The sequence below is a fragment of the Teichococcus vastitatis genome (genome assembly GCF_003604215.1).
In the GTDB taxonomy this organism is placed as follows: Bacteria; Pseudomonadota; Alphaproteobacteria; order Acetobacterales; family Acetobacteraceae; genus Pseudoroseomonas; species Pseudoroseomonas vastitatis.
The window spans coordinates 129,841-152,982 of the sequence record NZ_QXGS01000004.1 but is presented as its reverse complement, the minus strand read 5'-3'; the positions used below and the strand labels follow the sequence as shown (position 1 = coordinate 152,982).

General features: G+C 69.5%; 19 protein-coding genes, 1 tRNA gene, 2 pseudogenes and 1 riboswitch. Of the genes and pseudogenes, 15 read left to right on the top strand and 7 right to left on the bottom strand.

Annotated features, from left to right (window positions below; all coding sequences use genetic code 11):
• Nucleotides 1–381: 381 nt before the first annotated feature.
• The gene (locus tag D2K64_RS08565) at nt 382–1,104 is read right to left on the bottom strand and encodes a hypothetical protein (protein ID WP_120007846.1); all 723 of its coding nucleotides are present in this window, start codon (nt 1,102–1,104) and stop codon (nt 382–384) included.
• 298 nt (nt 1,105–1,402) lie between these two features.
• Here D2K64_RS08565 and D2K64_RS08560 point away from each other — a divergent pair, with 298 nt between their 5' ends.
• Nucleotides 1,403–1,591 carry a CsbD family protein gene (locus D2K64_RS08560; protein WP_120007844.1) on the top strand — a complete coding sequence of 63 codons (189 nt, stop codon included), beginning with the start codon at nt 1,403–1,405 and terminating at the stop codon, nt 1,589–1,591.
• Nucleotides 1,592–1,614: 23 nt separating this feature from the next.
• Complete coding sequence (locus D2K64_RS24920; RefSeq protein WP_162306165.1) at nt 1,615–1,788, top strand: small membrane protein YohP; 174 nt, start codon at nt 1,615–1,617, stop codon at nt 1,786–1,788.
• Between the two features lie 367 nt (nt 1,789–2,155).
• Here D2K64_RS24920 and D2K64_RS26140 read toward each other — a convergent pair whose 3' ends face one another.
• Nucleotides 2,156–2,440 carry a cupin domain-containing protein gene (locus D2K64_RS26140; protein ID WP_120007842.1) on the bottom strand — a complete coding sequence of 95 codons (285 nt, stop codon included), beginning with the start codon at nt 2,438–2,440 and terminating at the stop codon, nt 2,156–2,158.
• Between the two features lie 999 nt (nt 2,441–3,439).
• Between D2K64_RS26140 and D2K64_RS25430 the strand changes: the two are divergent.
• Nucleotides 3,440–4,135: pseudogene (locus D2K64_RS25430) on the top strand (cation:proton antiporter domain-containing protein).
• On the opposite strand, the gene D2K64_RS25065 reads toward D2K64_RS25430, so the two are convergent.
• Entirely contained in the window at nt 4,075–4,257 is a 183-nt protein-coding gene (locus tag D2K64_RS25065; protein WP_202910611.1) for a hypothetical protein, read from the bottom strand. The pseudogene D2K64_RS25430 and the gene D2K64_RS25065 sit on opposite strands and share 61 nt — an antisense overlap.
• A gap of 505 nt (nt 4,258–4,762) precedes the next feature.
• Between D2K64_RS25065 and D2K64_RS08545 the strand changes: the two genes are divergently transcribed.
• The 6 genes from D2K64_RS08545 to D2K64_RS08520 all read left to right on the top strand — a co-directional run bounded on the left by D2K64_RS08545 (nt 4,763) and on the right by D2K64_RS08520 (nt 10,052).
• Nucleotides 4,763–5,437, top strand: a complete 675-nt coding sequence (locus tag D2K64_RS08545; RefSeq protein ID WP_120007840.1) for an SCO family protein — start codon at nt 4,763–4,765, stop codon at nt 5,435–5,437.
• 187 nt (nt 5,438–5,624) lie between these two features.
• The gene (locus tag D2K64_RS08540) at nt 5,625–5,918 is read left to right on the top strand and encodes a hypothetical protein (protein ID WP_120007838.1); all 294 of its coding nucleotides are present in this window, start codon (nt 5,625–5,627) and stop codon (nt 5,916–5,918) included.
• 139 nt (nt 5,919–6,057) lie between these two features.
• Nucleotides 6,058–6,693: a peroxiredoxin gene (locus D2K64_RS08535; RefSeq protein ID WP_120007835.1), complete on the top strand. Its 636-nt coding sequence runs from the start codon at nt 6,058–6,060 to the stop codon at nt 6,691–6,693.
• On the top strand, nt 6,693–7,697 hold the full coding sequence (locus tag D2K64_RS08530; RefSeq protein ID WP_120007833.1) for a cysteine synthase A: 1,005 nt from the start codon (nt 6,693–6,695) through the stop codon (nt 7,695–7,697). Before D2K64_RS08535 ends, D2K64_RS08530 begins: the two co-directional genes overlap by 1 nt.
• Nucleotides 7,698–7,775: 78 nt before the next feature.
• Nucleotides 7,776–9,317: an acetolactate synthase large subunit gene (locus D2K64_RS08525; RefSeq protein ID WP_120007831.1), complete on the top strand. Its 1,542-nt coding sequence runs from the start codon at nt 7,776–7,778 to the stop codon at nt 9,315–9,317.
• A 429-nt stretch (nt 9,318–9,746) separates the two neighbouring features.
• Nucleotides 9,747–10,052, top strand: a complete 306-nt coding sequence (locus D2K64_RS08520; RefSeq protein WP_120007829.1) for a YciI family protein — start codon at nt 9,747–9,749, stop codon at nt 10,050–10,052.
• On the opposite strand, the gene D2K64_RS08515 is transcribed toward D2K64_RS08520, so the two are convergent.
• Together D2K64_RS08515 and D2K64_RS08510 are read right to left on the bottom strand one after the other, a co-directional pair.
• A complete protein-coding gene (locus D2K64_RS08515) occupies nt 10,034–10,801 on the bottom strand; it encodes a sulfite exporter TauE/SafE family protein (protein ID WP_120007827.1) in 768 nt (255 codons plus the stop codon). The genes D2K64_RS08520 and D2K64_RS08515 overlap by 19 nt on opposite strands.
• A 221-nt stretch (nt 10,802–11,022) precedes the next feature.
• Nucleotides 11,023–12,204: pseudogene (locus D2K64_RS08510) on the bottom strand (O-succinylhomoserine sulfhydrylase); the annotation flags it as partial.
• A 64-nt stretch (nt 12,205–12,268) separates the two neighbouring features.
• Nucleotides 12,269–12,347, bottom strand: a riboswitch (SAM riboswitch).
• A 67-nt stretch (nt 12,348–12,414) separates the two neighbouring features.
• On the opposite strand from D2K64_RS08510, the gene D2K64_RS08505 reads away from it, so the two are divergent.
• Nucleotides 12,415–12,489: transfer RNA gene (locus D2K64_RS08505), tRNA-Gly, on the top strand.
• A 6-nt stretch (nt 12,490–12,495) separates the two neighbouring features.
• Here D2K64_RS08505 and D2K64_RS08500 read toward each other — a convergent pair.
• Entirely contained in the window at nt 12,496–13,974 is a 1,479-nt protein-coding gene (locus tag D2K64_RS08500) for an amidase (protein WP_120007823.1), read from the bottom strand.
• 91 nt (nt 13,975–14,065) lie between these two features.
• Nucleotides 14,066–16,165: a protein-disulfide reductase DsbD family protein gene (locus D2K64_RS08495; RefSeq protein WP_238384090.1), complete on the bottom strand. Its 2,100-nt coding sequence runs from the start codon at nt 16,163–16,165 to the stop codon at nt 14,066–14,068.
• A 113-nt stretch (nt 16,166–16,278) separates the two neighbouring features.
• Between D2K64_RS08495 and hrpB the strand changes: the two genes are divergently transcribed.
• From hrpB to D2K64_RS08470, 5 genes are all read left to right on the top strand, one after another.
• Entirely contained in the window at nt 16,279–18,744 is a 2,466-nt protein-coding gene (gene hrpB / locus D2K64_RS08490) for an ATP-dependent helicase HrpB (RefSeq protein ID WP_238384089.1), read from the top strand.
• A 112-nt stretch (nt 18,745–18,856) separates the two neighbouring features.
• Nucleotides 18,857–19,936 (top strand): S1C family serine protease, encoded by a 1,080-nt coding sequence (locus D2K64_RS08485; protein WP_120007821.1) that lies wholly within the window; start codon nt 18,857–18,859, stop codon nt 19,934–19,936.
• Between the two features lie 98 nt (nt 19,937–20,034).
• The gene (locus tag D2K64_RS08480) at nt 20,035–21,165 is read left to right on the top strand and encodes an ABC transporter substrate-binding protein (RefSeq protein ID WP_157985775.1); all 1,131 of its coding nucleotides are present in this window, start codon (nt 20,035–20,037) and stop codon (nt 21,163–21,165) included.
• Nucleotides 21,162–22,223 (top strand): FecCD family ABC transporter permease, encoded by a 1,062-nt coding sequence (locus D2K64_RS08475; RefSeq protein WP_370764595.1) that lies wholly within the window; start codon nt 21,162–21,164, stop codon nt 22,221–22,223. The genes D2K64_RS08480 and D2K64_RS08475 overlap by 4 nt, the downstream gene beginning before the upstream one ends.
• The gene (locus D2K64_RS08470; protein ID WP_238384088.1) at nt 22,220–23,098 is read left to right on the top strand and encodes an ABC transporter ATP-binding protein; all 879 of its coding nucleotides are present in this window, start codon (nt 22,220–22,222) and stop codon (nt 23,096–23,098) included. The genes D2K64_RS08475 and D2K64_RS08470 overlap by 4 nt, the downstream gene beginning before the upstream one ends.
• Nucleotides 23,099–23,142: the final 44 nt, after the last annotated feature.

Here is a 23,142-nt window from a genome sequence, read left to right as displayed (position 1 = left end):
CACGTTGGCGAAAGGGGCCGGGTTAATCCTCCGGCCCCGTTTCATGCGGCCGAAGATGCTGGCCGGCCCAACGCCCATGCGCTCGGCTATGGAGAGCATGGTGGCTCCCGTTCCTCTTCCGAGGCGACAGGCCGCGGCCGTACCGGGAACAACCGAAGCAGGCGCCGCCGATGGTGGCCGCCCATACTTTCCTGCGGCGTCAGGATTCATCTGCCGATCGTCGGGATCGGATCCTGTACGTCCGGAACATGAATAGGTGCACAGAAAAATCCGGTTCGTCGATGGGCGGGCCAGCAGGCAATCGTGTCAAACCGCGTGGTGGCTGCTGATCAGGAAGCTGCGGTGGCAACGTCTCGCCGGTTCCTGCGGACAGGCCGCGCGTTACCCCAGCGCGAGAAGCAGTGCCCCGTAACCCATCACACCCAACAGGAACGCGTCGAAGCGGCTCTTCCGCTCCTCCGGCAGCTCTTCCTTCATGACGTTCAGCACCACGCCGCCTGCCAGAAACGCAAAGAGGCCATCCACGATCGTGCGTGGTACCTCCAGCATCCACCCGGCGAGCCAGCCCAGCAGAATAGCCGCCGCCAGGATCCAGCGCGCGGTACTGTTGTACACTCGTGGGTGGTCGAGCTGCATGCCATAGTCATTGGACAAGAAATGCAATCCCATGGCGCCGCCATAGAGCAGCAGGGAGGCGAGACCGGCTTCCTCACGGTGCAGCAGGAGGTAGCCGATGATCAGATTGTACAGGGTCAGGCTGCCGACATGCAGCCAGAACACGCCTCCGGCTTTCTCGTCGGCTCCTGTTGACGACTCCCCGGATGATCCCCTGGCAAGCCGCACGCGGCGCTCTACGCCGTAGAAGGCGACCAGCCCGACAAGGGCGATGACGAAGTAGAGGGTTTCCGAATCGACCCCGGCCCGGCGGTGGGCTGCCGCCAGATCGGGCAGCAGATGCAGGAAGATGTAGGCCACTGCGGCGCCACCCGCGGCGGAAAGCCAGCGGCTGCGCGGGACGCCGCTCAGGACCCGCATCTGACTGACGAAGATGTGGATCGCGGCCAGGCAGGCGGCGATCAGCAGGGCGGCGACGGAAAGGCTCATCGGGGCTTTCTCCCTCGGGCAGGAGAGCGCAACCCCGGCAACCATGACGAGGTTGCGCCGCCGGCTGAATGCGACGAGCCCGGCGCGTGATGATTATGGCGAAACCATGGCGAACGCCCGCAGTTAACCCGGCAGGCAGCCGCGAAGGCTGCGCGATGCCAGACAGGGTTTGGCAAGCCCATCCCCGGCGCGCTGGAAGCCAGAGTTCAGGATCTCATCCTGACGAATCCGCGTTGGCGGACCGGCAGATCATCGCCGTACTGGCAGGTCATCCACCCAAGCGGAGACGGAGAACATCATGGTCGACAAGGATCGCATGGAAGGCAAGACCGAGCAGGCCAAGGGTTCGCTCAAGAAGGGTGCCGGCGAAATCATGGGCGACGAGAAGATAAAGGCCGAGGGCCAGGCCGACAAGGCCAAGGGCAAGGTGCAGGACACCTATGGCGCGGCAAAGGACAAGGTCCGCGATGCCGCGGACAAGACCTGAGAGCGACTGAACGAAGTCCAACGGTGCCCGCCCGCGCGATGCTCTGGCGGGCAGCCGAAGCATATTGCTGGAATCTGTCCAGGACACAGGGGGAACTTATGATCGGTGGACTTCTCAAGCTGTTCGGAGGCGCGGTCGGGCTCATCTTCCTGATCGGCCTCGTTGTCGTGATCGGCCTGTTCGCTCTGGTATTCTGACATACCTCATCATGGGTCATGGCATGCCCTCCACTCCGAGGGCGTCATCAACCAGGATGCCTGACGAACTCTGCTGAGTAGCGCCGACGAAGCAGAGCAAAGCCTCTGTCTCCAAGCCACTTCGAGCGCCAGCGTCGCTGCTGCTGCAATGGCTCCAGCCGATCAGCGAAGCTCGTGGCCTGCATCAGGCAACCCGATCGGCGCTGCTCTCGTCTCCGCCGGTCAGGCACGGCATGAACGTGGAGCCGACGGAGATGAGGTGCGGTTCGGGCATCACCTGCCGGGTGCGGCTGCGGGACCGGCAAGCGGCCGGCACGTGGCGTGCCCGCCTCAGATCTGGCTCACAGCTTCAGGCGAGGGATCTTCATTAGCTGAACCGCTTCCGCCCATGATCGATCGAAGTGGTACTCGACCTCCTCGAAGCTTTGGGTCGGGAGCACGAACAGGAAGCGGAACGGCTCGGCGCCAGTGTTGGTCGCCGGTGCCAGGCATCTGCCGGAATGAACATGGAGATGCCAGGATGCAGGTGGTGGGCAACTCCCTCGACCTCCACCACACCTTCTCCATCGACAACGTGGTAGATCTCTGCTGGCTCATGATGGTGAAGGGGCAGGATACCTCCAGGCGCTATCTCAGCCAGCCCTATGCTCATCGAAGTCGTGGCCGTTTTCGTCCCTGAAAAGATGAGGTTTCACCGTACCTTGGTCTTCTCGGCGGCTTCAGGATTGTCCCACGACACCCAGCGATCCTCGGTGACGTCCATCCTTACTCCGACCATGGCACTCTCCTCAGCAGTCCGGCCGTTTTCATCGGCAGCCATCTCCCTCACAACGTCGTTCAGCAGGCTTCGTTATGCGTCTCAGCCGGAAACCGTTTCGCAGCATGATGCCCTCCGACACGGACGCCCGGGTGTTAGCCTCCTCATTTTGAGCGCTCCACCAAGGGCCAACCGGCCTGCGTGATCTACTGGACCGCTGAGCAGGCCATCAACGTCTGGGCGGCGCCGTCGACGATGCGGCAGCCAATGCAGCTGGCGCATGTGCAACCTTGGCAGTATCATCAGCAACAAATGTGCGACCCTGGAACTTACCCGGGTCCAGGCACTACAGCACTGGCGACCTGCCGCCGCCTGGCCCGTCTCTCCACATCATGGCCTGGGTCCCCGCTGCAAGCCTGGAAACGTGAGCGCGAGGTTTCTAGACCGCGCCGAGGAATGCCGGCTCCGGGACTGTGTAAGGTCACTCCGTGGAGATATCCGCAACATGCCCAGCCTTGATGGCGGGCGGGCTCGGATGCGCGTCTTGCACGCCGCGGCGGCCGTGCCGATTCGCGATGGCGGACGGGCGTTAACCGTCGCGCTGGCGAGCGCTCGGTCGGGAAGGCGTCGGCGCTGTCGTGTGGCACTCGATGTATTTGAAAGGACCATGCCATGGCCTCGATCCTCGACATAGCTGCGCTATTGCTCACGCTTTCGGCTCTTCTCAGTGGGCTCAATCGCCGCATCATTCGGCTTCCGCACGCGATCGGTTGCTGGTCCTGGGGCTTGCCGTCTCGCTGCTGCTGATTCTGCTGGACCTCGCAGCGCCGGATCAGCACACCTATAAAGGCCTCACCAGAGCTGTGCGGCAGGTGAACTTCACCGCGCGTGGTCATGGATGGAATGCTGGCGTTTCTGCTGTTCGCCGGCGCCCTCGGGCTCGACCTCGGCGCGTTGCGCAGCCGTGCAGGGCCGGTGGTCACCCTGGCATTGGCGGGAACCGCGATCTCCACCGCGGTCATCGGCCTGGCGTTATTGGCATCGATGCAGGCGATGGGCCAGCCTCTGTCACTGGCCTGGGCGCTGGTGTTCGGCGCGCTGATCAGCACCACCGATCCGGTTGCCGCACTGGCAAGGCTCAAGAATGTCAAAGTGCCGCCGGAACTCAAGATCGAGATGCAGGGCGAAGCCTTGTTCAACGATGGCATCGGATTGCTCCTGTTCACGCTGCTCCTCGGATAGGCCGCAGGATCAGGCGGCGACACCAGCGCCGGCACGGTTGTTCATCAGCTGGTGTGGGAGGCGGGCGGCGGCTTGGTCCTGGGGGCGTGCACAGGCTTCCTGGCCTACCGTGCGATGCGCGCGATCGACGATTTTCCGGTTGGAGTCTTGATCTCCCTGGTTCTCGTGACAGGAACCTACGCCCTGGCCGAGAGATCCGGGACGAGCGGCCCTCTTTCGGTCGTGGCGGCCGAGATGATCATTGGAGACAGGGGCCTACGCTTTGCCATGAGCAACCGGTCGCAATCCTACGTCCCCTCCTTGTGGACGCCGATTGACGAGGTGCTGAACTCGATTCTTTTTTGCTGATCGAACTGGAAGTGCTCGTGCTGCGATTCAAGCCAAGTGCGCTGGTCATCGCGGCGGCCGCGGTGCCAGTCGTGCTCGGCGCCCGCTTCGTTGCCGTTTCTGCTCCACTGCTCCTGTTCCATGACGGTTGTTGCGCAAAGATTGGTGATTCTCACTGCGACCTATGTCGTGGTGCTCTTCTCCATCATTGTTCAAGGTTCGACCCTTGGACTGGTGGCGCGGCATACCCTGCTCAAGGAAGGGTAAAAGGCCGAGGAAGCTTAGGAACTGCGCTGTTGTTCCAGGGCCGGTCTCCTGCGCCGGGGCGCCCGCCACGTCCTGTCGTCCCAGGGCTCCGGCACTGGCCGCGGCAGGCGAATTGCCCAGGCCGCGGACGTCCCTGCCGCGCTTGTTGCTGCCGGAGGCCGCGGCGCCGCCGGCCGTCATGATACGGGCGCCCTCCATGCCCAGGCGGCCCGGCGTATTCGAGCCGACGCTCTGGCGGGCGGTCACCGCTGGGCCAGGAGCCTTCCTGGTCAACCGCCCACTGAACGGGCCGAAGGAACAGGATCCGGTCCAACGTGCCGAATCGAAACAGCGCCGGCGGGCGGGGTTTCCCGGCCCCGCGCCGCGGTTTAGAACCGGCCCATGCAGCGCATCGTCCGTCTCCTGGTCCTGATCCTGATCCTCGGCCTGGGGGGATTGTGGAGCGCGGCATGGTTCACCCGGCAGCCGAACGAGGCACTGGGTGACGCATTCCTGCGCAACATCGCGCAGCTGACCGGCAGCCCGGCTCCGACCGCGATCAATGGCACCCAGCTACCCGAAGGAATGACCCTGGGCGGCCCGTTCCGCCTGGTGAATCAGAATGGGCGCAGCGTCACCGAGGCCGATTTCAGCGATACGCTGATGGTGGCCTATTTCGGCTACACCTTCTGCCCGGACATCTGCCCCACCGAGCTCGGCAGCATCGTCGCCGCGATGGACCTGCTGGCACCCGAACAGGCGGCGCGCGTCACGCCGACGCTGTTCACGGTGGATCCGGAGCGCGACACGCCGGAACACCTGAAGGCTTATGTGACGAATTTCCACCCGCGCATGGTTGGCCTCACCGGGTCAGTGCAGCAGGTGGCCGAGACGGCGCGCCGGTTCCGCGTCTTCTACAACCGGGTCGAGCGGCCGGAGATGAGCGAGTATCTGATGGATCACACGTCCTATATTTATCTCCTCGGCAAGGGCGGCGCGGTGCGCACCCTGTTGCGACCGCAATCCTCCCCGGAAGCGATCGCGGAGGCCATCCGGCAGCAACTCTCGCAATCTTGACGCTGCGCGTTAGGAAGTTGGCAAACTTTTGAGATTACCCGGTTAACGATCGTCTCAATCTGGGCAACACTGTGGCAGCGATGCCTGATGCGGGCCGATGCGAAACTCAGTGTGCGGGAAAATCCCCGGTTCGGCCGTCCAGGCCGGACCAGAGCCGCCGCCGATCAACCTTGGGAGCGAGTGCTTTATGGCGGAAGAGTGGTCAGATAGCCCGGCCGGGCGCGATGCAGTCCGAAGCGGGGCGGCGACGCCGCGGCATACGCGCCGCCTGTCGGACAAGATCCTGATCGCCTTCCACCAGGCCTGCGACCAGAATGACTTCGAGATCGCGGAAGAACTGCTGCGCATTCTCGAGAAGATGGTGACCCGTCGCCCGTCTCAGCCTGACAACAACCGCCGCAAGAACATGGAAAGCCTGGTGGCGGCCCATGAGCGGCTGTGGCTGCTCCGCCATCCCGAGAGTCAGAACCACGATTTCTGATCGCATGATCTTAGTCCTGGTGCCGTAGAAACGGCCCGCAAGGGCGCTTCGGGCTCCGAGTTGGGTGGTTGATACGGGGCTGATTGACCACGCTGTTGCGGCGTGATTTCTTCCGGTGCAACAGCAAGGAGGACGCCGCATGAGCATCCAGCTGGGGCAGATCGCCCCCGACTTCACGGCGCAAACCACGGCCGGCCCGATCCGGTTCCATGAATGGGCTGGTTCGTCCTGGGTGGTGTTCTTCAGCCATCCCAAAGACTTCACCCCCGTTTGCACCACCGAACTGGGCGAGGCGGCGCGGCTGAAGCCGGAATTCGACCGCCGCAACACCAAGATCATCGGCCTGTCCGTCGACTCCCTGGCCAATCATGGCGCCTGGGATGCCGATATCGCGGAAACCCAGGGAACGGCGGTGAACTTCCCGATGATCGCCGATAGCGACCGCTCGGTGTCGGAGCTTTACGGCATGATCCATCCGGAGGCCGATCCCTCGGTCACGGTGCGCACCGTATTCGTGATCGACCCGCAGAAGAAGGTGCGGCTCTCCCTGACCTATCCGCCCTCCACCGGCCGCAACTTTCAGGAGGTGCTGCGGGTGCTGGACAGCCTGCAGCTGACCGACCAGCACAAGGTGGCGACTCCGGTGAACTGGCAGCCAGGCGAGCGCGCCATCATCGTGCCCTCAGTCTCCGACGAGCAGGCCAGGCAACGCTTCCCGCAGGGCTGGGAAGCCCAGAAGCCCTATCTGCGCTGGGTGGAGGTGAAGGGGTCCTGATGAGCTTCACCGGTCAGGCGCAGGGTTTCTGGGGGGCGGTCGGCAACACGCCGCTGATCCGTCTCCGCCGCGCCTCCGAACTCACCGGCTGCGAGATCCTGGGCAAGGCCGAGTTCATGAATCCCGGCGGCTCGGTCAAGGATCGGGCCGCGCTGGGCATCCTGCAGGACGCGGTGGACCGCGGCCTGCTGGTGCCCGGCAGGCCGGGCACGGTGGTCGAGGGCACGGCGGGCAACACGGGCATCGGCCTGGCGCTCGCCGCCAATGCCATGGGCTGGCAAAGCGTCATCGTGGTGCCGGAAACCCAGAGCCGCGAGAAGCTCGACTTCCTGCGCATGATCGGCGCCGACCTGCGGCTGGTGCCGGCCAAGCCCTTTGCCGATCCAGGCAACTACGTCCACGTTTCCCGCCGTCTGGCGGAGGAGACGGGTGCGGTCTGGGCCAACCAGTTCGACAACCTGGCCAATGCCCGCGCGCATGAGCAGACCACCGGGCCGGAGATCTGGGCGCAGACCGAGGGCCGCATCGATGCCTTCACCTGCTCCTGCGGCACCGGCGGCACGCTGGCGGGCGTGGCGCGGGCGCTGAAGGCGCAGAATGACGCGGTGCGGATCGTGCTGGCCGATCCGGAGGGCAGCGCCTTGGCCCCGTGGGTGCAGCGGGGCGAGGTGAAGGCCACGCCCGGCAGCTCCGTGACCGAGGGAATCGGGCAGGCGGCCCGCGTTCCGGGCAATCTGGAAGGCGCCCCGATCGACGCCGCGGAGATCATCCCGGATGCCGAGGCGCTGGAGCAGGTCTTCTCCCTGTTGATCGAGGAGGGCCTGTCGGTCGGTGGCAGCGCCGGACTGAACGTGGCCGCCGCGATCCGCGTCGCCAAGGCGCTGGGGCCAGGGCACACGGTCGCCACCATCCTGTGCGACGGCGGGGCACGGTACCAGTCCAAGCTGTTCAACCCGGCTTTCCTGCGGGAAAAGGGCCTGCCGCTGCCGCACTGGCTCGGTTGATTCCGTGGCGCCGTGCCCTTGGCGGCGCGGCGCTTTCGGCCCAACCTCGCTCCCCATGACCGAAGGGGAGAGAACGGCATGAATGGCGCCGAAAGCCTGGTGCACACGCTGGTCAAGTCCGGCCTGAAGACCTGCTTCGCCAATCCCGGCACCAGCGAGATGCATTTCGTCGCCGCGCTGGACCGCATTCCCGGCCTGCGCTGCGTGCTGGGCCTGCAGGAAAACATTGTCACCGGCATGGCGGATGGCTACTGGCGCATGAGCGGCCAGCCAGCGGCGACCCTGCTGCATTGCGGCCCTGGCCTCGCCAATGGCCTCGCCAACCTGCACAATGCGCGGCGCGCCCGCAGCGGCATCGTCAACATCGTCGGCGATCAGGCGACCTATCACCGGCCCTATGACGCGCAACTCACCGCCGATACCGAGGGCTGGGCCAGGCCCGTTTCGGCCTGGGTGCGCACGGCCACCGATTCGCGCCGCGTCGGCCAGGATGCCGCCGTGGCGGTGCAGGCGGCACGCACCGCGCCGGGCGGCATCGCCACCCTGATCCTGCCCGCCGACACCGCCTGGAACGAGGGCGGGGAGCCGGCCGAGGCACTGCCCGTGCCCGCCATCCCGGCGCCCGACCCGCACGCGGTGCGCGGCGCCGCGCGGCTGTTGCGGGAGAAGCGCAACGTGCTGATCCTGCTCGGTGGCCCGGCGCTGCGGGCCGAAGCGCAGGCCCTGGCGCATCGCGTCGCTGCCGCCACCGGCGCCCGCATCCTGGCCGAGATGTCCAACGCCCGCGTCGAGCGTGGCCAAGGCCGGCCGCAGCTGGAGCGCGTGCCCTATCCCGTGGATGCCGCGGTGGAGGCGCTGAGGGACGTCGAGCACCTGATCCTGGTGAACAGCAAGGCTCCGGTCGGGTTCTTCGCCTATCCCGGCAAGCCCAGCCTGCATTATCCGGAAACGGCCACCGTCCACGTGCTGTCGCGCCATGAGGAGGATGGGTTGGCCGGGCTGCGCGCCCTGGCCGAGGAGCTGGCCGCACCGGAAGCGGCGATCCCTGATCCCGGCCCACGCCCCGAGATCGCGCGCGGGGCGCCGACACCGGAAGGCCTGGCCCGCACGGTGGCGGCGGTAATGCCGGAAGGCACCATCATCGTGGACGAGAGCGTGTCCTTCGGCCGCGGCTTCTTTCCGCACACCCACGCCGCCCCGCCGCATGACTGGCTGCAGATCACCGGCGGCGCCATCGGCTGCGGCATGCCGCTGGCCACCGGAGCCGCGATCGGCGCCGGCGGCGAGCGGCGGGTGATCAACCTGCAGGCCGACGGCTCGGCCATGTACACCTTGCAGGCGCTCTGGACTCAGGCGCGCGAGAAGCTGCCGGTGACTACCATCATCCTGTCGAACCGGAAGTACCAGATCCTGATCGGCGAGTACCAGAACGTGGGCGCCAATCCCGGTCCCACGGCGATGAGCATGCTGGATCTCAGCAATCCGGAACTGGATTGGCTCCAGCTGGCCCGGGGCATGGGGGTCGAGGCGGCGCGGGCGACGACGCTGGAGCAATGCGGCGACCTGCTGGCGCAATCCTGCGCCGGCAACGCGCCCTTCCTGATCGAGCTGATGATCTGACACGGGCGGGGCTGGGCATCGTCCCGGCCCTGGTTTTTGCGAGGGGCTCGCAGATTGGGCTTGACCACCGACCCGTAGTACTCTTTATTGCGAATAACTCGCAGTTGCAGCGAAGGCTTGGCGGACGCGGTTCTACTACCGTCCCGCCGCGACACCGGATCCCGCACTCCCCCGGGTTCCGCCAAGCCCTTGATGCGCTGCGAGGTCCGGCCGGCGACCTGCAGGGGAGGTCGCCGGCCGGGAGCGGACCGGGGAGGTCGGGCGCACTATGCGAACCGCCCGACCCAGCCGAGCGGCGCCTGAGGGGAGCGCCGCCGGTGAGACTGGATCTGCACGCGGGCAGGGCGTGCAACCCCCGGTCCGCGTTCCCCCCTTCCGCCCGGCGCCGCAGCCGGTAGGCTGCCTCGGTTCACCGAGGAGGAATCGCGGATGCCCTACATGATCCAGGCCACCGACAAGCCCGACGCGCTGGCGCTGCGCACATCGACGCGCCCGGCACACCTGAAGTTCCTGGCCGAGAACGCCGCCAAGCTGCTGGCCTGCGGCGCGTTGCTGGATGAGGCGACGGGCGAGGGAATCGGCAGCCTCTACATCCTGGACACGGAAGACCGGGCCGAGGCCGAGGCCTTCATCGCCGCCGATCCCTTCAGCAGCGCCGGGGTGTTTGGGGAAACACGGGTGGTTCGCTGGCGGAAGGCTTATCTGGACGGCAGGAGCTACCTGCCGCCCAGCTGAAGCACCGCGTCCCAGAGCGGCAGGCCGAGCAGGGCGGCGAGCCCGATCAGGGCCAGGCAGGCGCGGCGGAACAGCGCCTCGCTTGCCAGCCCGAAGATCCGGCTGCCGAGCCACAGCCCGGCGCCATAGGTGGGAGCCACGGCCAGGGCGAGGGCCAACAGCGCCGTGTCCAGCAGCCCGGCCACCAAGTAGGACAGGAAGCTAAGCAGCCCGCTGGCGGCGAAGAACAGCACGATGTTGGCGCGCAGCCGCGCCGCCGGGATGGCGCCGCCCAGCCAATAGGCGACCACGGGCGGCCCGCCCATCTGCGCCGCCCCCGAACAGAAGCCCGAGACGAGGCCTACCGCCACGGAGAGTTGCAGCCGCACCGGGCCGTGATAGCGCCAGCCAGACACCAGCAGCGCCAGCATCGCCGCCACCAGGGCGCACATGCCCCAGCGCAGCGCCACCGGGTCCGCCGTCAGCAGCAGCCACGCCCCGAGCGGCGAGCCGACCAGCGCCCCCAGCAGCAGCGTGCCGATCTCGCGCCGCCCGGCACGTTCCGAGACCTGCGCCCAGGCCCGCGGCACCAGGGGCAGCGCCATCGCGTTGTCCACCAGCATCAGCAGCGGCGCGGCGAGCTTCGGTCCCAGCACGGCGCTGGCCAGCGGAATGAAGATCAGCGCCGCGCCGAAGCCCGAGAAGCCGCGGGCGAGACCCGCGACCAGCGCCGCCAGCGCGGTGGCGACCAGCGCCGCCGCGTCGGGCATCAGCCGCGCTTGCGGCGCTGCGTGGCGGCGGGAAACAGTTCCGGCTCGGCATCCGGGGCGGCTGGCTTGGCGGCCTCGGCGGAGGCCTCCGGGCGGGGCTTCTTCTTCGCGGGCGCCTTGCGGGCCGGCTTCGCCACCGCCTGGGCGGGGGCGACGCTGTCTTCCACCACCATGCGGCCCAGCGGCTTCTTCTTCGGCGCCGGATTGCCCGCGGCCACGTCGAGCGCGGCGGCGATGTCCTCCACCAGATCCTCGACATCCTCCAGCCCGACCGACAGGCGCACGGCCCCGTCGGAAATGCCGAGCCGCGCCCGCTCCTCCGCCCCCACCTTCGAATGCGTGGTGGTGGCGGGATGGGTGATCAGACTCTTGGAGTCGCCAAGGTTGTTGGAGATGTCGATCACCCGCAGCGCGTCCAGGAAGCGGAACGCCGTTTCCTTGCCGCCCTTCAGCGCGAAGGAGACCAGCGTGCCGCCGCCGGACATCTGCTTCTTGGCCAGTTCATATTGCGGATGGCTGGACAGGAAGGGGTAGCAGACCTGCTCCACCTCGCTGCGCTCTTCCAGCATCTGGGCGATGGTGGCGGCGGAGCGGCTCATCGCCGGCACGCGGAGGTGCAGGGTTTCCAGCCCCTTCAGGATCACCCAGGCATTGAAGGGCGAGAGGGCCGGGCCGGTGTTGCGGATAAAGGGCTGCAGCACCTCCTCGACCCATTTCTTGGAGCCGAGCACGGCGCCGCCCAGCACGCGGCCCTGGCCGTCGAAATGCTTGGTGGCCGAATACACCACCACATCGGCGCCGAGCCGCATCGGCTTCTGCAGCAGCGGCGTGGCGAAGACGTTGTCCACCACCACCACGGCCCCGGCCTTGTGGGCGAGATCGCACACCGCCTTCAGATCCACCAGCTCCAGCATCGGGTTGGAGGGTGTTTCCAGCAGCACCATCTGGCATGGGCGCCGGAAGGCGGCTTCCCATTGCGCCAGGTCGCTGCCGTCGACGAACTCGGTCTGGATGCCGTAGCGCGGCAGCAGGTTGGCGACGATCCAGTAGCAGGAACCGAACAGCGCCCGCGACGCCACCACCCGGTCGCCCGCCTTGAGGTGCGCCAGCATGGCCGCCGACACCGCCGCCATCCCGGTCGCGGTGGCGCGGCAGGCCTCGGCGCCTTCAAGCAGGGCGAGGCGCGCCTCCAGCATCTGCACCGTGGGATTGCCGAAACGCGAATATTGGAAGTGCTCCACCTCCCCGGTGAAGGTCTGCTCGGCCTGCAGCGCGCTGTCATAAACGAAGCCGGAGGTGAGGAAGAGAGCCTCGCCCGTTTCGTCCAGGTTGGTGCGCATCTGGCCGCCGCGGACCAGCTGGGTGGCGGGGCGCAGCGGACGAGGGGAAGCGGGCTTGGCCATCTTCGGGCAAACTTTCGGGCTTGCAGTTCACACAACCCGGCCCGGTCGGGCGGCTCCCGAAGCGCGCGGAACCGCCGCGGCCGTTTAGCGCGATTGTTTAAGCTCGCCGCAAGCTGGCCGGACAAATCGCGAGCGCCCCATCAACGGGGCGCGCGGACCTTACGCCCGGCTTGCCGAGGGCACAAGGCCGGGCTAGAACCACTGTCAGATGCGGGCGTAGTTCAGAGGTAGAACGTCAGCTTCCCAAGCTGAATGTCGTGGGTTCAATTCCCATCGCCCGCTCCATCTCCTTCAGACATCATGGGTGACATGCACCCCGGGCAGTTGCCCGTTGTTCCATTTGCCGTCGAGCGCCCGCTCGACCTGCGCCGCAAGCTGCAGCAGCAGCCCGTCCCCTGCCTGCTTCGTTTGCGCCTGGATGCCGAGCGGCAAGCCATGCGCCTGCCGGCCCAGCGGCATGGAAAGCCCCGGAATGCCGCACAGATTGGACAGCGGCGTGTAGGCGAAGAACTTCCACAGATTGTTGAACCAGTCCCGCACATCGGGATTGTCGCTGATGGTCAGGTATTCGGTGGTGCCCACGGGTGGCGTCGGCAAGGCGGTGATCGGCGTCAGCAGGATATCATACCGCTCGAAGAAGGCCCCGAAGGCGCGGGCCGTGCTGTTGAACACCGCCTGCATGGCGTATCGCTCCGAGAAGCTGGCGCCGATGCCGGCTTCCCAGATGCGGATGTTCATCGGCTCCACCAGATCCGCCGGTGGCCGCTCCAGCCCCTTCTGCCGCAGCAGCGCGGCGATGGTTTGCGCGAAGTTCGTGATGTAGCAGGTGGTCTGGGCAGCGTAGGCGGCGCGGAAATCCACCTCCGGCACCGCCCATTCGACATAATGGCCGAGCCCTTCCAGCAAGCGGCCCATCCGTTCCAGCTCGGCGACGAATTCCGGCACGGCGCGGTAGTCGCCCCATTCATGCGACAACGCGATGCGCAGCGGCCCGGGGTCCCGCCGGATCAGCTCCGAATACGGCTCGGGCGGCGTCCAGTACGGCATGAACTCGCCCGGCGCGCCGCCGCGGCAGCTGTCGATGAACAGGGCCGTGTCGCGCACCGTGCGGCTCTGGCACCCCTGGGTGGACACCAGGCCGGACAGATCCGACAGGCCGGGCGCGATCGACAGCACTCCGCGCGACGGCTTCAGCCCCAGATTGCCGTTGACCCCGGCCGGGATGCGGATCGAGCCGCCGCCATCGGTGGCGTGCGACAGCGGCACCGCCCCCGCCGCCACCATCGCCGCCGTGCCGGCGGAGGAGCCGCAGGTGGTATAGGCCGTGTTCCAGGGATTGCGGGTGACGCACACCGCAGGGTTTTCCGCCGAGGAGCAACAGCCGAATTCCGGCGTGGTGGTGCGGCCGATGATGTTGAGCCCCGCCTGCCGGATGCGCCCCGTCAGGAAGCTGTCCGCGGCCGCCACATTGCCGCGCATCAGCAGCGAGCCCATCTCCTGCCGCCGGCCGCGCAGCGTTGGCCCCAGATCCTTCATCAGGTAGGGCACGCCGGCAAAGGCGCCTTGCGGGTTCATGCCGTCGCGCAGCGGATCGGCGAGGACGTCCTCGAACACCTCGACCACGGCGTCCAGCGCGGGGTTGGTGCGGGCGATGGCGGCGGCGGCCTGGGCCGCCAGTTCGGCCGGCGTCACCTCGCCGCGGCGGACGCGTTCCGCCAGGGCGACGCCGTCATGCCGGTGCCATTCCTCCCAGCTCATCGCCAACGTCATGCCGCCCCCTCCTTCACCCGGAGCGGCCCAGCCTAGGCCTGGTCCAGGCAGGGTCAAGCGGAGCGGAAGGCGGGCCCTGGAGGGCTCTGGATCAGCGCAGCGGCGCCGCCGCCTCCAGCGCCCGCAGCAGAACGCCTTCCGTCAGGATCTGCGGCAACACCTCGGCCTCGCCACCGCCTGCCGGATAGAGCAGGTAGAGCGGCACCCCTTCACGGCCGAAGGAGCGCAGGGCGGCGGCGATCTCCGGGCCGCCATCGGTCCAGTCGCCTTCCAGCACGGCGATGTTGCGCTGGGCGAAGGCGGCCAGCACCGCCTCGCGCCGCAGCGCCACCCGCTCATTCACCTTGCAGGTGATGCACCATGCGGCGGTCATGTTGACGAAGACCGGCCGCTTCTCGGCGCGCAGCTCGGCCAGGCGCTGCTCCGACCAGGCTTCCGCCCCGGCCATCGACGGCGCGCCGGCTCGCGCCGCGGGCGTTGCCGGCAGCATCGTCAGTGCTCCCAGGGCCAGCGCGAGCCCGGCCGCCGCACCGAGCCAGCCGAGCCGCCGCCCGACCGGCCGCTGCGCCCGCTGGACCCATCCCACCGCCCAGCCGGTGAAGCCGATGCCCAGGGCCCCCACCAGCGCCAGCCCCAGCCCGACCGGTGCGACCTGCTGCGCCAGCACCCAGAACAGCCACAATGCGGCGCCGTACATCGGGAAGGCCAGGATCTGCCGCAGCACTTCCATCCAGGCGCCCGGCCGCGGCAGCAGCTTCGCCAGATCCGGCCAGATCCCCAGCAGCGCATAAGGCGCCGCCATGCCGATGCCGAGCGCGATGAAGATGCCAAGGCCTTCCAGATAGGGCAGCACCATGGCGCTGCCGATGGCGGCGGCCATGAACGGGGCGGTGCAGGGGGTTGCAACCAGCACGGCCAGGGCGCCGGTGGCGAGGCTGCCGGCATGGCCACCCTGCGCTACTAGGCTGCTGCCGGCACCCACCGGCCCGCCGACGCGGAACACGCCGGACAGGTTCAGCCCCACCGCCAGCATCAGCCAGGCCATGCCGGCCACGAACACCGGGGCGGTGAACTGGAAGCCCCAGCCCACCGCCATGCCGGCCATGCGCAGGCCCACCATGATGCCGCCCAGGGCCAGAAAGGACAGCACCACCCCCAGCGTGTAGGAGGCGGCATGGCCGCGCACCGCGCCGCGCGCCACGCCGGAGAGCCGCGCCAACGCCATGGCCTTCATGGCCAGGATCGGAAACACGCAGGGCATCAGGTTCAGCACCAGCCCGCCCAGCGCCGCCAGCAGCAACGCCTTCCACAGCGGCAACGCATCCATCTCGCCCGCCAGGGGTGGCGGCACCGCCCCGGGCTCTGGCGCGATGTCATAGGCGCTGCGGGTTCCGGCCCCATCGGTCAGCACCAGCACGCCAGCTGCCGGCCCGTGCGGCATCGGCGCCATGCCCCGCTTCAGGTTCAGCCGCACCGTGCCCTGCTGGATCTGCGGCATCTGCGGCGACGCATGGTCGATCAGGCCGGGATCGTGGGGAAAGAACTGCGCGTCCTGCAGGGTGGCCGGGGAGAAATCCGGACTGTCCAGCCGCAGCGCACCCGTCTCGCCATCGAAGCCGATCTGGGCCTCCCAGGGGGCCGGGCGCGGCCGGACGGCATCGGCGGCGCGGAACGCCTGCGACAGAACCGGATCGGGACGCGGCGCCGCCCGCACCGGCAGGTCGAGCCGGAAATGGCCTTCCTCGGGAACGCAGATGTCCTTGCAGATCAGCCAGGTGGCGGTGGCCTCGAGGATCAGGCTGTCGCCCGGCCGCAGCCCGGCGGGGGCGGTCACACGGAATGGCAGCAGCACCGCGTTCTCGTAGCCGTAATTCATCAACGGCCCGAAGGGCAGGGCACGCGGCGCCGGCCATTCGAATTCGCCGGCCTGGAGGCCGGCGGGGGCGGTGAAGCGGATCTCGGGCGGGGCGCCGGCGTCGCCGGGATTGCGCCAGTAGGTGTGCCAGCCCGGCTCCAGCTTCTGCTGCAGCCCGAGGCGAAGGCTCTGCCCCGGCGCAATGGCCGCCGCATCGGTGACCAGGGTCATGCTGGCGCGCTCGGTCCGTACTGCGGCGCTTTCCAGCGCGGCGAGCGGCAGGGCAGGGGCCAGAACGGCCAGCGCGGCCAGGGCGACGGGGAGCAGGCGCGGCATGGAAGGGTGAAAGCCGATTCCGGCCGCCAGGAAAAGGGGTGGCTGGTGACGAAGCATTGCAGCGTGCCGCACGTCCCCGACAGCGCGGTTTCCCCGAGGCCGCGATCTGCCCTATGCCCCAGCCCATGTTGCTGCCCGAGCTGCCTGTTTCCGAAGCCTTGCCGCGCCTAGCCGAAGCCCTGCGCGCCGGCTCAAACGCCGTGCTGGTGGCGCCACCCGGCGCCGGCAAGACCACGCTGGTGCCGCTGATGCTGAAGGATGAGCCCTGGGCGGCGGGCCAGACCATCCTGGTGCTGGAGCCGCGCCGCGTCGCCGCGCGCGCCGCCGCCCGGCGCATGTCGGAACTGCTGGGCGAGACGCTGGGCCGCACCGTGGGCGTCGTCACCCGCCTCGATCGCGCCATCTCCGACGCCACGCGGGTGGAGGTGGTGACGGAAGGGCTGCTGGTGCGCCGGCTGCAATCCGATCCCGGGCTGGAGGGCGTCGCGGCGGTGCTGTTCGACGAGGCGCATGAGCGCAACCTCGACACCGACCTGGCGCTGGCGCTGTGCCTCGACTTGCAGCGCGCGCTGCGCCCCGAGTTGCGCCTGCTGGCCATGTCGGCCACGCTGGAGGCCGAAGGCTTCGCCCGGCTGCTGGACGCGCCGGTGATCGAGAGCCTGGGCCGCGCCTTCCCAGTGGCGGTGGAATATCGCCAGCGCGACCTCCGGGACGGGCGCGACCTGCCGGAAGCCATGGCCTCGGCGATCCGCGGCGCCCTGGCGGAGCATCCCGGCGACGTGCTCGCCTTTCTGCCCGGCTGGGGCGAGATCCGCCGCACGGCCGAGCGGCTGGGGGGCATCGCCGCCGAGGTGCTGCCGCTGCACGGCGAGTTGTCACCGGCCGAGCAGGACCGGGCGCTGAACCCGTCCGCCCGCCGCAAGGTGGTGCTGGCCACCTCCATCGCCGAAACCTCGCTCACCGTGCCGGGGGTGCGCATCGTGGTGGATGGCGGCTTCCGCCGTGCGCCGCGCCTCGACCCGGCCACCGGCCTGTCGCGCCTGGCCACGCTGCGCATCTCCCGCGCCGCCGCCGAGCAGCGCGCCGGCCGCGCCGGCCGCACCGAGCCGGGCGTCGCCATCCGCCTCTGGACCGAGGCGCTGCATCGCGGCCTGCCCGTGTCCGACCGGCCGGAGATCCTGGAATCCGAATTGTCCGGCTTGGCGCTGGATTGCGCCGCCTGGGGCGCCGATCCGGCGCAGATGGCGTTTCTCGACCAGCCGCCCGCCGGCACCCTGGCCGCCGCCCACGCCCTGCTGCGCGACCTCGATGCGCTGGACGGGGAAGCGCGCGTCACCGCGATGGGGCGGCGCATGGCCCGCCTCGGCACCCATCCGCGCCTCGCCCGCATGATGGCCGAGGCCGCGAACGAGGACGAGGCGGCGCTGGCCGCCGAACTCGCCGCGCTGCTGGAGGAGCGCGACCCGATCCGCGGCCGCGAGGCGCCGTCCGACATCCAGCTGCGGCTCGACCTGCTGCAGGGCGGCGACGACCCGAACGCCGACCGCGCCGCGCTCGGCCGCATCCGCCGCGCCGTGTCGCTGCACCGCCGGCGCCTCGGCGTGCCGGCCGGCGCGGAGCCGCAGGGCGATCCCGGCCTGCTGCTGGCGGCGGGCTTCCCCGACCGCATCGCCGCCAAGCGCGGCACCATGGACGGCGCCTTTCGCCTCAGCTCCGGTCAGGGCGCCCGGCTGCCGGCCACCGATCGTCTGGGCAAATCGCCGCTGCTGGCCGTCGCCGACCTGGAGCTGGCCGGCACCGAGGCGCGCATCCGCATGGCCGCTCCGCTGACCCGGGAAGCGCTGGAGCGGAAGTTCCCCGATCGCCTGGTGCGCGAGGAGGGCGCCGCCTTCGACCCGCGCACCGGCAGCGTGGTGGCCCGGCGCCGCCTGCGCCTTGGCCCGCTGGTGCTGGAGGAGGCGACGCTGCCGCATGCCGATCCGCATGCCGTCGCGGTGGTGCTGGCCGAGGCGGCGGCGGGCCGCGCTTTCCGTGACCTCGACTGGAGCAAGGCAGCCGAGCAGACCCGGGCCCGGCTGGGCTGGATGCACAGGATCGAAGGGAACCAGGAAGGGAGCGGCTGGCCCGACATGTCGGATGCCGCGTTGGCGGCGGGCGGCGCGGCCTGGCTGGTGCCGTGGCTGTCCGGGCTCAGCAAGCTGTCGCAGCTGAAGGGGCTCGATGCCGTGGCCATGCTGCGCGCCCTGGCGCCGCACCCGCTGCCGCGGCGGCTGGATGCCGAGCTGCCACCGCGGGTTGAACTGCCGGCCGGCCGCTCCGCCGCCATCGACTACACTGGCGAGGTGCCCCGCCTGGAGGCGCGGGCGCAATGGTTGTTCGGCCTAGCCGACCTGCCCAGGCTGGCCGGGGGGCGCATCCCGCTGCAGGTGGCGCTGCTGTCGCCGGCCGGGCGGCCGATCGCCGTCACTGCCGACCTGCCGGGCTTCTGGCGCGGTGCCTGGGCCGAGGTGCGCAAGGAGATGCGCGGCCGCTATCCCCGCCACAACTGGCCGGAGGACCCGCCGCGTGCCGCCGGCTGAAGCGGCGGCGGCACGCTGCAACCCCCTGAAGACGTCTCTGCATTGTTAGCGCAGCGACTATATGCTGTTGCGAGATGCCGTTCCGGCCGTTGCACGAAGGATGCCCTGCCACATGCCTGCACCCCGCCGCTCCGTTCTGCTCGGCCTTGCCGGCCTGTCCGTGCTGTCCGCCTGTGCCGCGCCCGCCCAGGCCCAATGGAGCGCCGGCCGCACCACGGTGCCCGACTTCGCCGATCTGGCCGAGCACGTGCTGCCGGCCGTGGTGAACATCGCCGTGCTGTCGGAGCAGACCACCACGCAGATCCCGCCCGAACTGAGGGGCACGCCGTTCGAGCGGTATTTCCGTGAGCGGCGCGGCCGGCAGCAGGTGCAGGGCGCGGGCTCCGGCTTCGTGATCGACCCCGCCGGCTTCATCGTCACCAACAACCATGTGGTGGGCAACGCTGCCCGCGTCGTGGTGGCGCTGCAGGACGGCACGGAGCTGCCGGCCCGCGTGGTCGGCACCGATGAGCTGACCGACCTCGCCCTGCTGCGGGTGGAGGCGCGCACGGCGCTGGCCTCGGTGCCCTGGGGCGCCTCGGGCGCGGTGCGCGTCGGCCAGTGGGTGCTGGCGGCCGGCAATCCCTTCGGCCTCGGCGGCACCGTGACCTCGGGCATCGTCTCGGCGCGCGGGCGGGAGATCGGCGCCGGGCCATTCGACGACTTCATCCAGACCGACGCCGCAATTAACCCCGGCAATTCCGGCGGGCCGCTGTTCAATGCATCGGGCGAGGTGATCGGCATCAACACCGCCATCTACTCGCCCTCCGGCGCCTCGGCCGGCATCGGCTTCGCCACCCCGTCGGACCTGGCGCGCGGCGTGATCGAGCAACTGCGCCGCGACGGGCGGGTGGAGCGGGGCTGGCTCGGCGTCGCGGTGCAGGACATCGGCGAGGAAGCCACACCCGGCGGCCGCAACCGCGGCGTGCAGATCCAGAGCATCGAGCGCAACAGCCCGGCGGCCCGTGCCGGGCTGCGCCCCGGCGACATCGTCACGGCGCTGAATGGCGACCGGGTGGAAACCTCCCGCGCGCTGATCCGCTCGGTGGCCGGCACCCCGCCAGGCCAGACGGTGCGGATGACCCTGATGCGCGACGGCCGCTCGCGCGAGCTGGCGGTGCAGGTGGGGCGGCGGCCCGGCGCCTCCGGCTGATCGTCCCGCCCTGCGCATGGCGGAGGGCGCAGATCAGGGCTTGTTCTGCAGTTGCGAATGATTATCCATTGCTGGCCTATTCACCGGAAGGTCTGCCCGTGACGCTCCGTAGCCTGCTTTGCGCCGTGGCGCTGACGCTGTTTGCCTGGACGCCCGGCGGTGCCGTGGGGCCGGCCGCGGCGGAGCCGATCCGGCTGACCGACATCGCCGGTCAGGAGGTGGTGCTGCAGGCCCCGGCCAGGCGCGTGCTGCTCGGGGAAGGGCGCTTCATCCATGCCCTGGCCCTGCTGGAGCGCGAGAACCCGGTGGCGCTGGTGGCCGGCTGGATGGGCGAGTTCAAGCGCCTCGACCCAGCCGGCTACGCGCAATATGTCAGGCGCTTCCCGCAGACCGAGGCCATTCCGGTGGTCGGCGCCTCCTCGGCCGAGACCTTCTCGGTGGAACGCGCGCTGGCGCTGCAGCCAGACCTGGTGGTGCTGGGCGCCGAGGGCGGCCACGCGCCGAGCCAGGGCAGCGACGTGGTGGAGCAGTTCGCCCGGGCCGGCGTGCCGGTGCTGTTCATCGACTTCCGCGCCCATCCGCTGACGAACACCGCGGCCAGCCTGCGCCTGCTCGGCCGAGCGCTGGGGCGGGAACGGCAGGCGGAGGAGTTCCTGGCTTGGCAGCAGGCCCGGACCGACCGCATCGTCCGCACGCTGGACCAGGCCAAGCCCGCGCACCCCACCGTGCTGATGGAGATGCGGGCCGGCGGCGGACGGGAATGCTGCGGCTCGCCTGGCAATGGCAATCTCGGCGAGTTCATCGACTTCGCCGGCGGCACCAACATCGGAAAGGCGGTGATCCCGGGTCCGCTCGGGCCGCTGAACATGGAATACGTGCTGCAGCAGGACCCGGCCGTGTACATCGCGACGGGCGGCACCAATACCCGGGACAACACCGCCCCCTCCGTCGGGGCCGGGGTGACGCCGGAGCAGGCGCTGGCCGGGCTGCGCGGCACCACCGCCCGCCCGGGCATCCGGGATCTCACGGCGGTGAAGCAGGGCCACGCCCATGCGCTGTGGCATAATTTCTACAACAGCCCGTACAACATCCTGGCGCTGGAAGCCCTGGCGCGCTGGATCCATCCCGCGCTGTTCGCCGATGTTGATCCCGCCGCCACGCTGGCGGAGATGAACGGGCGCTTCCTGGCCGTGCCGCTCGACGGCACCTATTGGGCGGACCTGAAGTGAGCGCCATCCTCGCCACCACCGCCTCCGACGCCGCCAGCGGCTATCGCAGCCTGCTGCTGCGGCGGACGCTGCTCCTGGTGCTGCTGGTGGCGCTGCTATGCGCCTCGCTGCTGCTGGACGTGGCAACCGGCCCGTCGCGCCTCGGCCTGTCCGACGTGGTCGGGGTGCTGCTGGATCCATCCGCCGCCAGCGGCCCGGTCTCGGTGATCGTGCTCGACGTGCGGCTGCCCTACGCCATCATGGCGGTGCTGGTGGGCGGCGCGCTGGCGCTGGCCGGCGCCGAAATGCAGACGGTGCTGAACAACCCGCTGGCCAGCCCGTTCACCCTGGGCGTGTCCTCCGCCGCGTCGCTCGGCGCCGCGCTGGCCATCGTGCTCGGCGTCGGCATTCCCTGGGTGCCGCAGAGTTGGCTGCTATCGGGCAACGCCTTCCTGTTCGCGTTCCTGTCGGTGTTGCTGCTGCGTTCCCTGTCGCGGCTGCGCGGCGCCGGGGTGGAGGCGCTGGTGCTGTTCGGCATCGCGCTGGTGTTCGCCTTCAACGCCGCCGTCGCCCTGCTGCAGTTCGTCGCCACCGAGCAGGCGCTGCAGCAACTCGTCTTCTGGTCAATGGGCAGTCTGGCCCGCGCCACCTGGCCCAAGATCGGCATCATGGCGCTCGCCTTCGCCGTATGCATCCCGTTCTGCGCCCGCGCCGCCTGGAAGCTGACGGCACTGCGCCTGGGCGAGGAGCGGGCGCTGTCCTTCGGCGTCGATGCCGAGAAGCTGCGCAACGGGGCGCTGCTGCGCGTGTCCCTGTTATCCGGCGTGTCGGTGGCCTTTGTCGGCACCATCGGCTTCGTCGGCCTGGTCGGGCCGCACGCGGCGCGGCTGCTGGTGGGGGAGGATCACCGCTTCTTCCTGCCGGCCTCGGCGCTTTGCGGCGCGCTGCTGCTGTCGCTGTCTTCCGTGGCCAGCAAGATGATGGTGCCGGGGCTGCTGGTGCCGATCGGCATCGTCACCGCGCTGGTGGGCGTGCCCGTGTTCATTGTTCTGGTGTTCACCCGAGGCCGGCGCGCGTGAGCGCCGCATTGGAGGCGTCGCGCATGGGCGTGCAGCAGCGGCCGCTGGCTGGGGAATGGCAGGCCGGCACGCCGGCCGCGGCATCACGGCTGGAGATCGGTGGGCTCACCCTCGGCTACGGCCGGCGCATCATTGTGCGGGATTGCACCCTGGCGTCGCTGGCGGGCGGCCACATCACCGCCCTGCTGGGGCCGAACGGGGCCGGAAAGTCCACCCTGCTGCGCGGCCTCGCGGGGCTGCTGCCGGCGCGCGGCTCGGTGAAGCTGAACGGGCAGGAGATGATCGGCCGCTCGCTGGAGGCGCGCGCCCGGCACATCACCTACATGCCGCAGAGCCTGCCGCAGGGCGTCGCACTGACGGTGATGGAGGCGCTGGTGGGCGCGCTGAAGGCCAGCCCCCCCGGCGCCGGCGGACTGCCGGTCTCGGGCCGGGAAGCGGCGGAGCTGGCGCTGGCACTGCTGGAGCGGCTGGGCATCGCGCATCTGGCCCTGGTCGGGCTGGACCGCCTGTCGGGCGGCCAGCGCCAGATGGCCGGGCTCGCCCAGGCGCTGGTTCGCAAGCCGGAGGTGCTGCTGCTCGACGAGCCGACCAGCGCGCTTGACCTGCGCTATCAGCTGCAGGTGATGCGGCTGGTGCAGCAATTGACGCGCGAGAAGGGGCTGGTCACGGTGGTGGTGGTGCATGATCTCGGCCTCGCCGCGCGCTTCGCTGACCACATCGTGGTGCTGGGGGATGGCACCATCTGCGCGGAAGGCGAGCCAGAGCGCACATTGACACCCGCCATGCTGGCGGAGGTGTATGGCGTGTCCGCGCGCGTGGAGCGCTGCTCCCACGGCCACCTCCAGATCATGGCGGACGCACCGCTGGCCGGCTGAGGCGCGGCGTCGGATCAGCTCGGGGGATCAGCCCGGGGGATCAG

Bases quoted from the DNA above. Each gene is read 5' to 3' on its own strand.
- D2K64_RS08565 (WP_120007846.1), bottom strand. From the start codon at position 1,104: ATGAGCCTTTCCGTCGCCGCCCTGCTGATCGCCGCCTGCCTGGCCGCG.
- D2K64_RS08560 (WP_120007844.1), top strand. From the start codon at position 1,403: ATGGTCGACAAGGATCGCATGGAAGGCAAGACCGAGCAGGCCAAGGGT.
- D2K64_RS26140 (WP_120007842.1), bottom strand. From the start codon at position 2,440: ATGAGCATAGGGCTGGCTGAGATAGCGCCTGGAGGTATCCTGCCCCTT.
- D2K64_RS25065 (WP_202910611.1), bottom strand. From the start codon at position 4,257: ATGGAACAGGAGCAGTGGAGCAGAAACGGCAACGAAGCGGGCGCCGAG.
- D2K64_RS08545 (WP_120007840.1), top strand. From the start codon at position 4,763: ATGCAGCGCATCGTCCGTCTCCTGGTCCTGATCCTGATCCTCGGCCTG.
- D2K64_RS08540 (WP_120007838.1), top strand. From the start codon at position 5,625: ATGGCGGAAGAGTGGTCAGATAGCCCGGCCGGGCGCGATGCAGTCCGA.
- D2K64_RS08535 (WP_120007835.1), top strand. From the start codon at position 6,058: ATGAGCATCCAGCTGGGGCAGATCGCCCCCGACTTCACGGCGCAAACC.
- D2K64_RS08530 (WP_120007833.1), top strand. From the start codon at position 6,693: ATGAGCTTCACCGGTCAGGCGCAGGGTTTCTGGGGGGCGGTCGGCAAC.
- D2K64_RS08525 (WP_120007831.1), top strand. From the start codon at position 7,776: ATGAATGGCGCCGAAAGCCTGGTGCACACGCTGGTCAAGTCCGGCCTG.
- D2K64_RS08520 (WP_120007829.1), top strand. From the start codon at position 9,747: ATGCCCTACATGATCCAGGCCACCGACAAGCCCGACGCGCTGGCGCTG.
- D2K64_RS08515 (WP_120007827.1), bottom strand. From the start codon at position 10,801: ATGCCCGACGCGGCGGCGCTGGTCGCCACCGCGCTGGCGGCGCTGGTC.
- D2K64_RS08500 (WP_120007823.1), bottom strand. From the start codon at position 13,974: ATGACGTTGGCGATGAGCTGGGAGGAATGGCACCGGCATGACGGCGTC.
- D2K64_RS08495 (WP_238384090.1), bottom strand. From the start codon at position 16,165: ATGCCGCGCCTGCTCCCCGTCGCCCTGGCCGCGCTGGCCGTTCTGGCC.
- hrpB (WP_238384089.1), top strand. From the start codon at position 16,279: ATGCCCCAGCCCATGTTGCTGCCCGAGCTGCCTGTTTCCGAAGCCTTG.
- D2K64_RS08485 (WP_120007821.1), top strand. From the start codon at position 18,857: ATGCCTGCACCCCGCCGCTCCGTTCTGCTCGGCCTTGCCGGCCTGTCC.